This window comes from Mesorhizobium sp. M1D.F.Ca.ET.043.01.1.1 (genome assembly GCF_003952385.1).
In the GTDB taxonomy this organism is placed as follows: Bacteria; Pseudomonadota; Alphaproteobacteria; order Rhizobiales; family Rhizobiaceae; genus Mesorhizobium.
Window position 1 is genome coordinate 112,592 of record NZ_CP034444.1, and the last position, 13,658, is coordinate 126,249.

At 64.6% G+C, this 13,658-nt stretch carries 14 protein-coding genes and 1 pseudogene; 5 read left to right on the forward strand and 10 right to left on the reverse strand.

Annotated features, from left to right (window positions below; all coding sequences use genetic code 11):
* The first annotated feature begins 198 nt into the window (after positions 1 to 198).
* Positions 199 to 513 (forward strand): GYD domain-containing protein, encoded by a 315-nt coding sequence (locus tag EJ067_RS00660; protein ID WP_126084199.1) that lies wholly within the window; start codon positions 199 to 201, stop codon positions 511 to 513.
* Between the two features lie 64 nt (positions 514 to 577).
* Here EJ067_RS00660 and EJ067_RS00665 read toward each other — a convergent pair whose 3' ends face one another.
* The 6 genes and pseudogenes from EJ067_RS00665 to EJ067_RS00695 all read right to left on the reverse strand — a co-directional run bounded on the left by EJ067_RS00665 (position 578) and on the right by EJ067_RS00695 (position 4,737).
* A complete protein-coding gene (locus EJ067_RS00665) occupies positions 578 to 733 on the reverse strand; it encodes a DUF1127 domain-containing protein (RefSeq protein WP_126084200.1) in 156 nt (51 codons plus the stop codon).
* 756 nt (positions 734 to 1,489) lie between these two features.
* Positions 1,490 to 2,803, reverse strand: coding sequence for a mechanosensitive ion channel domain-containing protein (locus tag EJ067_RS00675; protein WP_126084201.1), 1,314 nt, complete (start codon positions 2,801 to 2,803; stop codon positions 1,490 to 1,492).
* A gap of 90 nt (positions 2,804 to 2,893) precedes the next feature.
* Positions 2,894 to 3,070 carry a DUF2934 domain-containing protein gene (locus EJ067_RS00680; RefSeq protein WP_126084202.1) on the reverse strand — a complete coding sequence of 59 codons (177 nt, stop codon included), beginning with the start codon at positions 3,068 to 3,070 and terminating at the stop codon, positions 2,894 to 2,896.
* 116 nt (positions 3,071 to 3,186) lie between these two features.
* Positions 3,187 to 3,343: pseudogene (locus tag EJ067_RS35005) on the reverse strand (metal-dependent hydrolase); the annotation flags it as partial.
* Between the two features lie 333 nt (positions 3,344 to 3,676).
* Positions 3,677 to 4,132: a GFA family protein gene (locus tag EJ067_RS00690; protein ID WP_126084203.1), complete on the reverse strand. Its 456-nt coding sequence runs from the start codon at positions 4,130 to 4,132 to the stop codon at positions 3,677 to 3,679.
* On the reverse strand, positions 4,075 to 4,737 hold the full coding sequence (locus EJ067_RS00695; RefSeq protein ID WP_126084204.1) for an isochorismatase family protein: 663 nt from the start codon (positions 4,735 to 4,737) through the stop codon (positions 4,075 to 4,077). Before EJ067_RS00695 ends, EJ067_RS00690 begins: the two co-directional genes overlap by 58 nt.
* An 89-nt stretch (positions 4,738 to 4,826) precedes the next feature.
* Between EJ067_RS00695 and EJ067_RS00700 the strand changes: the two genes are divergently transcribed.
* Both EJ067_RS00700 and EJ067_RS00705 read left to right on the forward strand, forming a co-directional pair.
* Entirely contained in the window at positions 4,827 to 5,291 is a 465-nt protein-coding gene (locus EJ067_RS00700; protein WP_245468125.1) for a hypothetical protein, read from the forward strand.
* A 34-nt stretch (positions 5,292 to 5,325) separates the two neighbouring features.
* On the forward strand, positions 5,326 to 5,628 hold the full coding sequence (locus EJ067_RS00705; RefSeq protein WP_126084205.1) for a hypothetical protein: 303 nt from the start codon (positions 5,326 to 5,328) through the stop codon (positions 5,626 to 5,628).
* 107 nt (positions 5,629 to 5,735) lie between these two features.
* Here the strand turns inward: EJ067_RS00705 and EJ067_RS00710 are convergent, their stop codons facing one another.
* Positions 5,736 to 6,644: a LysR family transcriptional regulator gene (locus EJ067_RS00710; RefSeq protein WP_126084206.1), complete on the reverse strand. Its 909-nt coding sequence runs from the start codon at positions 6,642 to 6,644 to the stop codon at positions 5,736 to 5,738.
* 76 nt (positions 6,645 to 6,720) lie between these two features.
* On the opposite strand from EJ067_RS00710, the gene EJ067_RS00715 reads away from it, so the two are divergent.
* Positions 6,721 to 7,947, forward strand: coding sequence for an MFS transporter (locus tag EJ067_RS00715; protein ID WP_126084207.1), 1,227 nt, complete (start codon positions 6,721 to 6,723; stop codon positions 7,945 to 7,947).
* 7 nt (positions 7,948 to 7,954) lie between these two features.
* Here EJ067_RS00715 and EJ067_RS00720 read toward each other — a convergent pair whose 3' ends face one another.
* From EJ067_RS00720 to EJ067_RS00730, 3 genes are all read right to left on the reverse strand, one after another.
* On the reverse strand, positions 7,955 to 9,979 hold the full coding sequence (locus EJ067_RS00720; protein ID WP_126084208.1) for an amidase: 2,025 nt from the start codon (positions 9,977 to 9,979) through the stop codon (positions 7,955 to 7,957).
* 182 nt (positions 9,980 to 10,161) lie between these two features.
* Positions 10,162 to 11,220 (reverse strand): glycerophosphodiester phosphodiesterase family protein, encoded by a 1,059-nt coding sequence (locus EJ067_RS00725; RefSeq protein WP_126084209.1) that lies wholly within the window; start codon positions 11,218 to 11,220, stop codon positions 10,162 to 10,164.
* 95 nt (positions 11,221 to 11,315) lie between these two features.
* Positions 11,316 to 12,530: an acyltransferase gene (locus EJ067_RS00730; RefSeq protein ID WP_126084210.1), complete on the reverse strand. Its 1,215-nt coding sequence runs from the start codon at positions 12,528 to 12,530 to the stop codon at positions 11,316 to 11,318.
* A 125-nt stretch (positions 12,531 to 12,655) separates the two neighbouring features.
* Between EJ067_RS00730 and speB the strand changes: the two genes are divergently transcribed.
* A complete protein-coding gene (gene speB / locus EJ067_RS00735) occupies positions 12,656 to 13,657 on the forward strand; it encodes an agmatinase (RefSeq protein ID WP_126084211.1) in 1,002 nt (333 codons plus the stop codon).
* The last annotated feature ends 1 nt before the right edge of the window (position 13,658 follow it).

Genomic DNA, 13,658 nt, shown 5'->3' on the forward strand with positions numbered 1-13,658 from the left:
CGGCTTGCGGCGCATGACGGGATTGTCGCCATATTAGAATAAGCGCATATTATCCCGAGCCGAAGCGTTGCTCCGGTCGAACCGCCATTGGCCATGCTTGCCCAAGCGGTCCACAGACCAAGTCAGATGTCAGGGAAAGAAGGCAAGTCCGTGCTGCTCACGGGCAGCCCGAGACAATGATATTTGGAGGAGATTGCCATGAAGGTTACCATATTGGCCAACTACGAACCCCATGCCGCCAAAGGGCTGATGCAGGGATCGAACCGGGAAGTTGCGATCCAGGCGCTTTTTGAAAGCGTCGGCGGCAAGATGAGCAGCCTGATGTTCACGCGCGGCATGTACGACGTCGTCGTCAATGGCGAGGTGCCGGATCAGGTTGCGGGGATGGGCATGGCGCTTGCGGTGCGCGCCAGCGGTTCGGTGCGCGACATGGTCGTCCTCGAGGAACTCGACATGAAGGCGGTGCTCGCGGCCGCCAACAAGGCCGCCGGCGCCTACAAGCCCGCCGGCTGACCATCTGGCCAGACAGCACGGACGATTGAACCTGCTGCCTGGCGTCGCATCACACTGCAAAGCGCTAGAACGGCAGCCGAATCTCATTGTCATGAGCGGTCTGTGGCCAGCCGATATCGTTGCGGATCTCAGGCGGCAGCTCGTTCAGTTCGCGTGTCGTCCTGCGGCGCTTGCTCGCCTGCGCAAAGGCGGCGCGGATGCGGTTAAGGCTTTTAAACATCGGGACCTCCACAAAGCAGCGGCAGAAGAAGCGGCCGCTCACCCGGCGCCGCTTTTGCGGTGCGTCTGTAACCAGCCGATTGTGCGAAAACGGTGAAATGCTTCACGAAACCGGAGCTGCCTGAAACATATGCATGCAAATTAATTTATTGACGTGGAAGCGTCTCCGGCTTGTCCGAGATCACGATCGCCGCCGTCTCGACCGACCTTTGCCCGCAAGCATCTGGTCTACAACCTGTGTATGCATTGCATAGTAACATTAGCCATGCCTAATTTTACTGTTTGGCGTGGTATTGGAGGCCGTGCCTCGCTCCAAAGATGCGGTGCAATCGTGTCTGAGGAGATACGTCGTGCAACAACTGCATGACCACGACCACGACCGATGAGCCCGGCAAGAACAAGTAAGACGTCGGGTTCATGGGCGAGGAGGCGGGTTTGCTCGCCTCCTTCCTTTCACCTGCCTGCAGTGCTTGTGTGTGACACCCGCCGCGCCGCCTTACGAATGGTTGCCGGGCGCGCGAGGCATGATGGAACGCTGGAGGCGGCGAGCATCTCGCCGGTCGTGGGAGGCTCGTCAGTCCGAAGGAACCTGCTGCGCGGTCTGAGCCGAGAGCCGGCCTTTGCGGACGAATGTCGGCTTCGAATATTCTTTCTTCATAGCGAAGTCTCCCCTGCCTGACCGAAAAGTGCTGTAGGACAGGCCGTGCTGTCAAGCGGCGGCACGGTGGCCCGACATTCAGTCGTTCGGCCGCCGGTTTCAACGTGCCGCCCAATTGCCTTTCAACCCGGTCGACCCAGCCTCCCTCACGATGACCTCGCGGTGCGGATAGGGGATATCTATGCCGTTCTTTTTGAAAGTGTCCCACAGGGCCAGCAGCACCTTGCCGCGGACATTGGTCAGCCCCTGCTGCGGATCGTGAATCCAGAAACGCAGGACGAAGTTGAGCGAGGAGTCGCCGAACCCGGTCAGCCAGCAGACCGGCCGGCGGTCGGCTTCGACCCTGCCGACGCTGATCGCTGCCTCTATCGCCAGTTCGCTGACCTTATGGGGGTCGGCGTCGTAAGAGACGCCAAAATCCACGTCGAGCCGCACGAGATTATCGCTGAACGACCAGTTGATGACCCTTTGGGTTATGAAGTCCTCGTTCGGGATGAGATACTCGCGGCCGTCGCGCGTGACCACCGAGACGAAACGCGCCCGCAATTCGCGTATCCAGCCGAATGTGCCTTCGAGCGAGATGGTGTCGCCAGGTTTGATCGACTTGTCGAGCAGGATGATGATGCCGGAGACGAAGTTCGATACGACCTTCTGCAGCCCGAAGGCGAGGCCGACGCCGATCGCTCCGGAGAAGACCGTCAGTGCCGTCAGGTCGACGCCGACGGCCGAAAGGGCGAAGGCGCCGGCGAACAGAACAAGACCGATCTTCGCCACCTTGCCGACGAGGACGCGGATCGAGGGCGTCAGTTCCTCGGAGATGCGGACGCGCTCATCGACATAGTTGCCGACGACCACGGCAAACCAGACCGTGGCGGCCAGCAACAGCAGCGCCTTGAGCAGCAGGAGGGCCGACAATCGGATCGCACCCAACGAGATGGCGAGGCTGTCGAGGAAGCTTCCAGTCTCCTCGCTGATGCCCAAGATGACAAGCGCCGCATAGATCCAGATCAGCCAGCCGAGAAGCCGGGCGACGAGGCGGTTGTGGACGATGCGGGACAGCACCGACGCCACCAGCCATGCAAGCGACAGCGACAGCACGATGTGGAGGAGATGGGTACGGCTTGGCCAGGTGAAGGCACGCAAGACGCTGAGTGCTGCAAACAGGAAGAGCGCGAAGAGGATCCAATCGGTGCGCCGCAACAGGGCTATCACGACCCTCAGCAGTCCGGGATGGCCCTTGATCCGGCGCGCCTGATTCTCCGCGAGCGGCTCGACGCGCGTCGCCGCGAGTTTGGCCGCGAGGAACAGTGTGACGATGATGGCGGCCTGATAGAGAAACCACGGATTCGCGGCATAGTCTAACCATCCGCTGGCCCAGGCCAGTGCTCGACCGATGGTGTCGCGAACATCCATTGCCACACGACCATCATAGACGGGCTTGCAAACCGCAACCCGCCGTTGCGGGCCCTATTGCAGGGCCGCGTATTCACGGCGCTCCGGCGGCTATGCGCCAGTCCGGCCGACGCGCTTTCCCGACCTATCCTGCCTTTGATCCTCTTCGTCGATCTCGCTCATCGCCTGTTCCCAAAAGCGCAAGTCGGCGCCCTCGGGCTTTCCGTCCTTCTCCCAAAGCTCATAGGCACGCTGGCGGATGCGGTCTTCCCTGCTCTGGTCAGCCATGGAAACCTCCCGGCTCTCTTTTTTCACCAGAGGGAACGCAGGCGCCAGCGAAACGATCCATGCCAAGGCCCGGCGGCGGCCGATTTTCTCAGCGCCGTGCCGCCCAACTATTTCGCGACCAAATCGGCCTTGGCGCCGACGGCGATGCCGTAGCCTTCCAGCCCCAGCGCGCTGGCGCCGGCATGGCTTACCACATCGCAAGCCGCATTCGAGTTCCCGGTCCTCGTAAAAGCCGGAGCGGTAGCCGATCATGTTGGCGCGGTTCAGCATGTCGTGAGTTGGCGCCGCTCAGGTGAGCAAGGTCAATGCAGCGGAGATAGAAAGTCTTTCGCCTAAGCTGCCGGTCTGCCCCGATTGCGCTCTGTCGACCTGCAATTGTTAACCATAATCCCAAGCACCGGTGATCAAGTCTCTCGCACCCGCCTATTCCGCTATCGCGGAAGTTTTCGCGTGCAAAAAATATGCGATAGTACGATCTGCGGTACGAGGCCGCCGTGGTCGACGCGGACGCCCAAGCACATCCCCAACAATGTCGCCCCCAACGGCCGCGTCGACCATGTACTGAACGGCGATCTGACCCGGGTCGCCGTTTCTGTTTTGGACTGATCAGGCCTGCAACCCGGCGTATTCCGCGACCAGTCCCTCATATTCTTCGAAGGCCGGCAGAGCCGCATAGCTGTGCACGGCGGGCGTCGTCGCCCAGGGCAATTTCTCGCTGGTCCAGGTCTCGACAAAGGGCGTGAACCAGGCAGGGTCATCCAGCATGGTCGGGCGCAGGTTGACGAACCAGTCCAGCCCCTCCGGCCGGGTGAACATCCAGGTCATGCAGTAGCCGCAGAAATAGTGTTTCGAGGCGCCATGCAGGCCGCCGATCACCGGCTCGCCTTTGGTGATCTCGAAGCCGTCCGAGGGGATCGCCGCGCTCAGCGAATAGGCGCTGGACGACATCTTCTGGCAGCCGGTGCAGTGGCAGGCCATTGCGAGCAAGGGCTTTGCCGATACCCTCAGGCGCACGCGGCCGCAGCGGCAGCCGCCTTCGGCAGGCAGGGAAAAGTTGGGCAAGACGGGCCTCCTTGGTAGGTTCTTCCCTTCTCCCCCTTGTGAGCGAAGGGAAGCGCTCGGCTCTCCGTCAGCGCAGCCGTTGTCGCCAGCCGCACGCCTTGCTCGGCGAAAGCCTCGTTGAGCCGCGCGATGATGGCTGGCGCCTTCTCCTCCTGGGAATCCAGCGTCGAGTGCGCGTCCGAAACCACTGTGACCCCAAGCCCTTCGGCAAAGGCGCCCTTGACAGTAGCGGCGACGCAGAAATCGGTCTGGGCGCCGATGAGAACGACGTCCCGAGCGCCCTGCCCGGCCACCCATTCGGCAAGGGCTGCATTGGAAAAGGCGTTGCCGACGCTCTTGCCGAAGGTCGGCTCGTCTGCCGCCTGGCCGAGCCGCGGCCACACCGGCCAGCCCGATGCACCCGGCGCCAGCGGATCGCCTTCCGGCCCGTCATGGCGGATGAAGGCCACCTTGCGGCCGGTACGGCGCGCCCAGCCGATCAGTTTTCGAGCGCGCTCGGCAATGGTGTCGGCGTCATGGATCGGCGGGTCGAAGCGGCCATCGAACATGCCGGTCTGCAGGTCGATGACGATGAGCGGAGCGGTGGCGGAGGGGGTGTCTGGCATGGCGGCGAAGATAGCGGAGGTGCGGGACGGGTCAAGAACAAGGCAGCGCCGGAAAGCCGCAGGTCGAGTCGGATTTTAACAATCCAGAGTTGAAATATGAGGATACCGCAACTACTATCGGACGAACGTTTGGGGGAATGACGATGAATAAACTATACAAGGTGTTCCTGATCGGAGGAGACACCGGCGAGGACAAGCAGGCAACGTTTGAGCTATGCGATGCAGGCGCAAGATGCCGGCTCACCTGCAAATACCGGGACACGGTGATCGAGGCTGAAGAGGACGACTACTTCGAAGCCCTTTGCCAAATCCGCAAGCAGCTCGAAGTGGAAGGAATTCTGCCCTTTTGCTACGGCGCCAGCGCCTACGTCTTTCCCGAGGGGACCGTGATCAAGACGAGCCGCGGACTGATTGCCTGCAAGGTGAAGATGGGGCAGTTGCCGCAAGAGGCCGACCTGGTCAACATCTTCGCCGACGGCCACGATGTGGTGCCCGCCTTCGTTGGGCTGCAGCAAAAATGTTGGGACGCGTGGCTCGCTTCGTTGCCGTCATGAGAGCACCATCGCTGTGTGATCGCAGGAAATGACAATGGATTCCGATTGGCCGTTCGACGATCCGCCGAATGTCGCGGTCTTCACGACACGTCAGATCATCAGGGGCGAACACATCATCGACTATGTCGCCCATGATGACGACGATGGCGCGTGGCAGTTCCTGGATCGGGCTGTCGATTTCAAGATGGCCAATGCCATGCTTGTCGCTCTGTCAGCGATGGTAGAGCGCGACAACTCGCTTGGCGAGCTCCGGGATCTTCCCCATGGCTGGTGTGCCTGGCGCGAGGGTAAGGGCCAGCCTTGGCATAGGGCGAGGAAAGAGCCAGAGGCAGAATGATATCGGGAAGCGCCCCCTGACTTCGTCATCCGGGCGGAGCAAGGAGCGAAGCGACGGGCGCAGACCCGAGGATGACGAACGTAAGGTTGGCGCCGCTATCCCGCCGTCTACGACATCAGCGGCATCGGGCCTTTCAGCGCTTCCGCCAGCGCGCCGCGGAACACCGCGATCGGCTGCGCAAGCCGGCCCGCCGGAGGGCGATGGAGCAGCCAGCAGCGCACTTGCGGCTTGAAGCCGGGGCAATCCACTACCTCGACCGCGTCGCGCCACTGGCTGCCCGACAGCGCGCCGGGTGTCACGACGCCAATGCCATGGCCGCGCGCCACCAGCGACATGCGCAAGTCGGCGCCTTGCGCCTCGACGCCGACATGGAAAGGCAGCCGCGCAACCTCGAAGCGGTGGCGGATGAAGGCGCGGAAACCGCAGCCGGTTTCGTTCAGCACCCAAGGGTAGCGTGACAGCGCGTCGAGTTCGGCCGGTTTCGGCACGCCGAGGCTGGGCGACGCCACCAGCAAAACCTCCTGCACGCCGAGATCGTCGCCGACCAATTCTGTCGGCGGCGAGACGCCCTCGGCGAGGCAGACGGCGACCGCGTCGATCTCGCTGTGCAGCACCTGCTCCACCAGGCGCGGCGACAGGCTGGAGGTGATCTTCAGCGTCAGTTGCGGGAAGGCGGCGCGCAAGCTGTCGAGCGGCTCCGACAAAGCGCTGGTCGAGAGGTAGGGCATGATGCCGAGGCGGAACTCGCCCCTCACCTCGCCGGCCGGCGAGACGCCGGCCTTCAGATCCTCCAGCGAGCGCAGTACGCGGCGGCCGTGTTCGTAGGCCTCGCGGCCGGAAGCGGTCGGCCTCAGCGGCTTCGACTGGCGGTCGAGCAAGGGCGTCGCCAGCCGCTCCTCGAGGTTCTGGATACGGCGTGTCACGCCAGGCTGGGTGAGGTTGAGCCTGGCCGAGGCGCCGACGATGGAGCCGGTCTCGACGACGGCGACGAAGGCTTCAAGGTCGTGGATGTTCATGCGCAACTCGCATAATCATTATCAAGTCAATTCAATTGTAGCATTATGCCTGTGCCGAATAAAGTCCTCGCCGGATATGCGGAGACAGCGAGGACCATTCATCCACGGCAACGCACAACTGGCCGCGCGGCCAGGCGAAACCATCACCCGATCGCAGACGCTGCTGTTTGCCGCCTCGGTCGGCATCATCGTTACCAATCTGTTTGCGCCGCAGACGCTGGTCGGGCTGATCGGTCCGTCGCTGGGCGCCGCGGAATGGGAAAGCGGCTTCGTCTCGATGGCGACGCTGCTCGGCTATGCCGCCGGGCTGTTCTTCCTGGTGCCGCTGTCCGACCTTGTCGAGAACCGAGTGCTGGTGCTGCGCATGCTATGCGCGGCGGCGCTCGCTGCGGCGATCGCTTCGCTCGCGCCGTCCGAAGCCTCGCTCCTCGCCGTTCTGTTCGTGCTGGGGGCCGCGTGCTCCTGCATCCAGGTGCTGGTGCCGCTTGCTGCCTCGATGGCGCCGCCCGGACAGGACGGTCGCGTCATCGGCGACGTGATGAGCGGGCTGATGATCGGCATCCTCTTGTCGCGCCCGCTGGCGAGCCTCGTCGCCGACGCCGTCGGCTGGCGCGCCTTCTACGCATTGAACGCCACGGCACTCGCACTGCTCGCCATCCTGCTCGGCCTCACGCTGCCCAGGCGGCGGCCGCTCGCGCAGGCCAGCTACGCGGCGCTCATCGCCTCGCTGCTGGATCTGCTGCGCCAGGAGCCGGTGCTGCGCCGCCGCGCTTTCACGGCGAGCCTGGTGATGGCTGCCTTCAGCGTGTTTTGGACGGCCGTGGCACTCAGGCTTGCCGCGCCGCCTTTCGAGCTTAGCCAGAAGGGCATCGCGCTCTTCGCCCTGGTCGGCGCCGGCGGTGCCGCGGTGACACCGATCTTCGGCCGCGCCGGCGACCGCGGCTGGACACGGCCAGCGACGATTTTCTGCCATCTCGGGGTGGTCGCCGCGCTCGGCCTCGCCGCTTGGGCCGGTACCACCACCAGCGGCTCTTGGCTGCCGCTGATGCTGATGGGCGTCAGCGCGGTACTGCTCGACATCGGCGTCACCGGCGACCAGACGCTCGGCCGCCGCGCCGTCAACCTCTTGCAGCCGAAGGCGCGCGGGCGCCTCAATGGGCTCTTCGTCGGGATCTTCTTCATCGGCGGCGCGGTTGGGTCGCTCCTGGCGGGGATTGCCTGGGCGTGGGGCGGATGGAATGCGGTGTGCGCGGCGGGTGCGGTGTTCGGGGTGGCGGCGCTGGTGGTGGATTGGGTGGGGTAGTGGCGCCTCAGCCAATCCCGCCCGTGACCAAATACGCACCGGCAGTGCGCCCATCCGGTACGAGCACGATGGCGGTGACGATCGAGCCGTAGGAACCGCGCCAGACGCTGTGGAAACCCTGGTGGATGGATGCCGGCACGACGACCCGCGCGGTGTAGCGATTGCCGTCTGCCTGCATGATCACCGGCTCGCCATTGACATGGACCTTCACGATAGCCGCTTCCGGTCTCGTGCCACCCATATCGACTTCCAGCGCAATCGCGATCTCGTCATTGCCGCTGGCATGGATCGTCTCGGCGGTCAGCGCCAGCGTAAGCCGCGCATCGCCAGGACGACCCGGCGCGCCGCTGCCAGCCGCGAACACATCATCCGGCAGCGCCGGCGTCCGCGGCGGGACGGTGCGGCGCTGCGTGGCGCGCTCATAGTCGCCGGCCATCGTCAGCAACGCCGCATCGTCATAGGCCTTGCCGGCAAAGGTCAGGCCCACCGGCATGCCGATATCGGCCATGGTGCCCATCGGTACCGTCACCGTCGGGATGCCGAGATGGCGCCAGATGAGATTGCCGTTGGCGACCCAGGTGCCGTTGCGCCAGGCGAGCACGGCGGAGGCCTCGTTGACGTCGGCATCGGCCGGGCCGACATCGGCGGCGGCGGGCAGCACCACGGCATCGAGGGAGTTCGCCTGCAGCCACTCTTCGAAGTCGATCCGCCGCGCGGCCTCCAGCCCCCTCAGCCCATCCTCGATGGCAGGAATGTCTTCCAGCGGCGCCACGCCCTTCCTGGCGCGCTCGACATATTCGGCAAGATCGAAACCGTCGTCGCCATAGGGGTCGGGCAGCGCGCCCGGCGGCTGCGGAAAGATTTTCGGGCCATCGACAGAAGCGAGATCGGAGATTGCCGGGTCGGCATTGGCGCGCAGGAAATCGTCCCACGACCAGATCGAGAGATCCCAGATCTCGCGGGTGGCGAAATCCTCCGGCACCAGGCCGCGATCGACCATCGAGCGGGCGCCCGGGCGGTCGCGCTCATAGTTGGAGACGGCGGGAAAATCGACCTCGACGACCTCGGCGCCGAGCGCTTCGAGGTCGCGCGCCGCCTGCCGCCAGAGACCGAGCACCGAGGCGCGGGTCTCGATCGGCCGCTCGGCGCCGTCATCCTTGCCGATGTACATTTTCGGCACGCCGAGCCGCTTGCCTTTGAGCGCGCCTTGCAGCGGAAGCCCCGTGTAGCTTGCCGGCCTGAGCGCCGAAGCCTTCGGGATCGAAACCCAGGGCTGCACGCGCCAGAAGTCGCCACGCGTCTCGGTATCGTCGGCGACGATCACGTCGAGCAGCTCCAGCATGTCGGCGATGCTGCGCGTGTGCGGCACCACCACATCCATTGTCGGCACCAGCGGCCAGTTGCCGCGCACCGAGATCACGCCGCGCGAAGGCGTGTAGGCGACGAGCGCATTGTTGGAGGCCGGCGCGCGGCCGGACGACCAGGTCTCCTCGCCGAGCCCGAAGGCGGCGAAGTTCGCCGCGGTCGCCGTGCCTGAGCCGTTGGACGAGCCGGAGGCGAAGGCGGCGGTCAGATAGTCCGCGTTGTAAGGACTCTCGGCGCGGCCATAGACGCCGCGCTGCATGCCGCCATTGGCCATCGGCGGCATGTTGGTGAGGCCGAGCAACACAGCGCCCGCGGCGCGCAGCCTGGCGATGGTGAAGGCGTCCTCGTTTGCTGTGAGATGCTCGAAGGCCGGCGAGCCGGCGGCGACCGTCAGGCCTTTCGCCTTGTAGCTGTCCTTGGCCGTATAAGGTATGCCGTCGAGCGGCCCGAGGGTTTTGCCCTCGCGGCGCCGGCGGTCGGAAGCGGCAGCCTCCTCGAACATTTTCGGGTTGAGGATGGGTATGGCGTTGAGCGCAATGCCGTGGCGGTCGTAGTGAGCGATGCGCCTCAGGTAAGCGCCGACCAGCTCGACGCTGGTGACGACGCCCTCCTCCAGCGCATCGCGCAGGTCGGCGATAGAGGCTTCGACGAGATGGAGGTGGGGCATGGCGAGGTGGCTCGGTTGGCGTTCCCTCCCTCTGCCTGCCGGGCATCTCCCCCGCAAGGGAAAGATTGAATCACGCGGATGGTCGCCAATCTCCGGCGTCTGAAGGCTGGCGGCAAGGCCGAAGCTGCCGATCTCCCCTTAAATGGACCCTCAAAGGGGAGATTGGTCGCCTCGGCGCCGGCTCAATTGATGCTTGCCGTGTGTGCCGGCTCCACCGGCCTCGTCTCGTCCGTGTAGGGCACCCTAAAGCCGTTCGCCGTCAGCCACTCGATCGCCGCCTTCGGCTCGTCGGTCTGGATGATGGTGGCGCCGCGGTCGACCCAGAAACCCCAGGCTTCGCGCGGCAGGCTGGCGGCGACGGCCAGCTCGTCGCCGCGGCCGCCGGCAAGGAAGCCGCCCGGCTTGTTGGCGATGGCGTAGGTGTCGGCCCAGAGGTGCCAGCCACCTCGGATCGCCGTCGCCCGCATGCGGGTGCCGAACAGCGGCCCGCCGCTCGTCGTCAGCGTCTCGGCGCCAGCGCGCCAGTTGATCAACTCGATGGCGCGCGGCGCAAACGCCTTGTCGACTTGCTCCGCGAAGGCAGCGTCATGCACGGCGTCGTCGGCGAGTATCGGCATGAACTGGAAGCCGGCGCCGGCCTCGGCAAGTGCGATCTTCGCGGCCTCGATGCGCTGACGGTTCCACAGGTTCTCCTTGACGATCACTTGGTCTGCCATCCCGAGTTCGCGGGCGACCGCGATCATGGCCGGCAGGTCGGTCACCTCCAGCTTGTTGTCGAGGTTGATGATGATCCTGTCCTTGGTGGTCAGCAGCATCTCGCGCAGCGTCGACACAGCCTCATTGGTGACGGCGCCCGTGCCCTCGATCACCAGCCGGCATTTCTTCAGCTCGGCCAGCGTATATTTCACCACCTCGCCCCTGCAGGTGGTGGTGCGATCGAGCCAGCTGTCATGCATGATGACGAACTCGCCGTCCTTCGAGCGCCTGACGTCGACCTCGACGATCTCGGCGCCCATCGCGATCGAGCCCTCGACGGCGGCGAGCGAATTCTCGGCATAGAGCGTCTTGCCGGCCTGCATGCTGCCGGCGCGATGCGCGGCGATCATCACATGGTCGCGCCACTGGTTGGCGTGCTCGAAGCGATCGAGGATTTGCGCAGCGCGCGTCTCGCCGGCTAAGCTTTGGCCAGATAAGGCCGCAAGCGTGGCGGACAGAAGAAGGCTCAGCCAGAGTGTTCGCATCAGGGAATCGCTCCGTTCCGGGTCGGGACCCGGTTAGGCGATGCCCATGACAGGGCGGTGAACGAAGCCGGCTAGGTGTTTGATATCAAGGTCCGTCAAATCCGTTTCGAAAGGCGACGGAACCAGGCCAGCGCCGGCATTTCGATAAAGCGCCAGGAAACCCAGGAAGCGATAGTGACGGCGATCGTCATCGCCAGCAGAGCCGCTAAGCCGATCCATGGCGAGCCGACGCCGAAGCCGGTCACCTGATCGCCGCGCAGCGTCATGTCGCCGACAACGCCAAGCCCGAGCCTGCGCTCGATCAGGCCGCCGACATTGATCATGCGCGCCTGGACGAAGATGTGGACCATGTAGATCGAATAGGAGAGCGAGCCGAGCAGCAGCATCGGCCGGCTGCGCAGCAACAAGCTGATCAGGCCGCCCTCATGCGCGAAGAGGTAGAGCGCCAGCGCAAAGACAAGCGGCGCCGCGATGCCGGCGTCGTTCGTTCCGGCGACCGAAACGAACGTGGCGATCACCGCGATCATGGCGAGCTCGGCCAGCGTCCAGGCCACGCGCCCTTCCCCGCCGGCAAGTGCCTGTCGCGCGTCTGCAATGGAATCGTGCTGAAACCAGGCCAGCAACGCGCCGAGCGAGAAGCCGTAAAGGCAGCGGATGAAGCCGAAATCGAAGGACACGTCCATATGACGGGTCGAAAAGGCAAGCAGGAAGAAAGGCGCCGTTACGGCGGCGGCAACGAACCATATCCAGGCGCGCCGGCCGGTCGCGAACACCACGCCGGCAAACAGCAGATAGGTGAAGAACTCGGCCGAAATGCTCCAGCTCGGCGCGTTCCAGCTCAGATTGTCCTCGACACCCATGCCCTGCAGCAGCATGAGATTGGCGACCAGGCTCTTGAGATCGAAGCCGCCGGTGAAGGGGGCGGCACCGGTTCCGTGCAGGGCCGGCAGCGCCAGCCGCACAAACTCGAAAGCGACGAAAGCGACAAGCATCAAAAGATGCAGCGGGTAGATGCGGCCGAAGCGCACCAGCGCGAAGCGGGCAAGCCCATCCGGCCCACCCAGCCGGCCGCCGTAGGAGCTGGCGATGACGAAGCCGGAAAGCACGAAGAAGAAGTCGACGAACAGATAGGAGCCGCCGACAAAGGCGCTCTGCGAGATCATCGAGGTGGTCGGGAAATGGAACAGCGCCACCAAGAGCGCGCAAATGCCGCGCCAGGAATCGAGCACCAGGAAGCGCTCGCCGGCCACCGTTCCGGTTCGGGTCGCCGCAGGCGGGGGCGCGAGGTTGAGCAAGGCAGCCTCAGCCATAATGATACAAATCCTGTGTTGCCGTGGCACTCGCCGAGCGCCATTCCGTCTCCGCAAGCTGTGACTGGCATGTTGCGTGCCGGTTCTGTAGTTGTGGCTGCCCCGACGACAACCGAGGACCCATAATGGCGAATAAAGAGATCGACCACGCCTTCACGGCCCGTTCCAAGACGGGCGCGTCGTTCGAGCCGACCTATGCCGGCGCGCTGTCGTTCATGCGGCGTAAATACACGAAGGACGTGAAGGGCGCGGACGCCGTCGTGTGGGGCATTCCCTTCGATGCCGCGGTCACCAACCGTCCCGGCGCGCGCTTCGGGCCGCAGGCGATCCGTCGCGCCTCGGCGATCCTCGACAATGATCCCCAATATCCGTTCTCGCGCGACCTGTTCGAGCAGCTCGCGGTGGTCGACTATGGCGACTGCCTGCTCGACAGCGGCAACCATCAGAAGACCCCGGCCACGATCGAGCGCGAGGCGGCCAAGATCCTGAAATCGGGCGCCTTCCTCTTGACGCTCGGCGGCGATCATTTCGTCACCTGGCCGCTGCTCAAGGCGCATGCCGCCATCCACGGGCCGCTGGCGCTGGTGCAGTTCGACGCGCATCAGGACACCTGGCCGGACGACGGCAAGCGCATCGACCACGGCTCCTTCGTCGCCCGAGCCGTGCGTGAAGGCATCATCGATCCCGACCGCTCGATCCAGATCGGCATCCGCACCCATGCGCCAGACACCTTCGGCATCAGGATCCTCTACGGCCACGAGGTCGACGAAATGCGCGCCTCCGACATCGCCTACGCGATCGTCGAACGCACCGGCGGCAGGAAGACCTATCTCACCTTCGACATCGACTGCCTCGACCCGGCCTTCGCGCCCGGCACCGGCACGCCGGTGGCCGGCGGCCCGTCCTCGGCCAAGATGCTCTCGACGCTGCGGCAGCTCGGCCAGGTCGATATCGTCGGCGCCGACGTCGTCGAGGTTGCGCCGGCCTATGATCATGCCGATATTACGGCGATCGCCGGATCGATCATTGCCATGCATTATCTTGGCCTGGTGGCCGAGCGGAAGGCGCGGCTCGAGGACCTGAACAACGGCACTCATACCGTGACACATCATGCCAACGGCATATAAT